General features: G+C 63.4%; 1 protein-coding gene and 1 pseudogene. Both read right to left on the bottom strand.

What is annotated here, in order from left to right:
- The coding region (locus AC1DWI_RS24365; RefSeq protein ID WP_477726069.1) for a pyridoxal-phosphate dependent enzyme at window positions 1-374 on the bottom strand (374 nt) is incomplete at its 3' end.
- Window positions 375-396: 22 nt separating this feature from the next.
- Window positions 397-1,013: pseudogene (gene ispH, locus AC1DWI_RS24360) on the bottom strand (4-hydroxy-3-methylbut-2-enyl diphosphate reductase); the annotation flags it as partial.

Genomic DNA, 1,013 nt, shown 5'->3' with positions numbered 1-1,013 from the left:
GCTCCCGTCACCACCACATCGGCACCCAGCGCGGCCAGCTTGGCGCGTTTGGCGGGCGTCGACACTTCAGGCACAAAGACTTCGCAGCGCACACCCAGCTCGCGGGCCGCGGCGGCTGTGGCAATGCCCGCGTTGCCGCCGGAAGCCACGATCACTCCGCTGGCCGGGATGGGATTGGACAGCAGGCGGTTGAGCATGCCGCGCGCCTTGAAGCTGCCGCCGGTTTGCAGGTGTTCGAGCTTGAGCCAGACCTCAGCGCATTCCACGCCCAGCGCCTTGCCAGGCAGCTTCCACAGCGGTGTTTTATGAATAAAGTGGCTGTAGCCCGCTTCGAACGTGCGCAAGCAGCTCTCAATTTGATAGCGATTAGTCATATTGGAAAAAAGAAAAATCAGGTCAGAGCTGATGCAGCTGGCTGTCATTGACTTCCAGCATCTGGCCCTGCGCATCGAGCTTCAGGCCCTTGGGCAGCGGGAACTTGATGGTTTCCTCAATGCCTTCCATCTTGCGCACCGACACGGCGCCCAGCGCCTTGATGCGGTCGATCACCTGCTTGACGAGGATTTCCGGCGCCGAAGCACCGGCCGTCAGGCCGACCCGGCCCTTGCCCTCAAACCAAGACTCCTTTAACTCGCTGGCGTCGTCCACCATGTAGGCCTCGGTGCCCAGCTTGGCGGCCAGCTCGCGCAGGCGGTTGCTGTTGGAGCTGGTCGGGCTGCCGACCACGATGAGGATGTCAACCTGTGGGCTCAACACCTTGACAGCGTCCTGCCGGTTCTGCGTGGCGTAGCAAATATCCTGGTGTTTGGGTTCGCGCACCTGCGGAAAGCGCGCCTTCACGGCTGCGCTGATCTCGGCCGCGTCGTCCACGCTCAGCGTGGTCTGCGTGACGACTGCCAGGCGTTCGGTCTGGGCCGGGCTGATGCGCCAGACGTCGGCCACGTCTTCCACCAGGTGGATGCCGCTGTCGAGTTGGCCCATGGTGCCTTCGACCTCGGGGTGGCCCTTGTGGC

The organism is Polaromonas sp. P3_C2 (genome assembly GCF_056402675.1).
The sequence above is the reverse complement of the archived record's forward strand: the minus strand, read 5'-3'. Positions and strand labels throughout refer to the sequence as shown.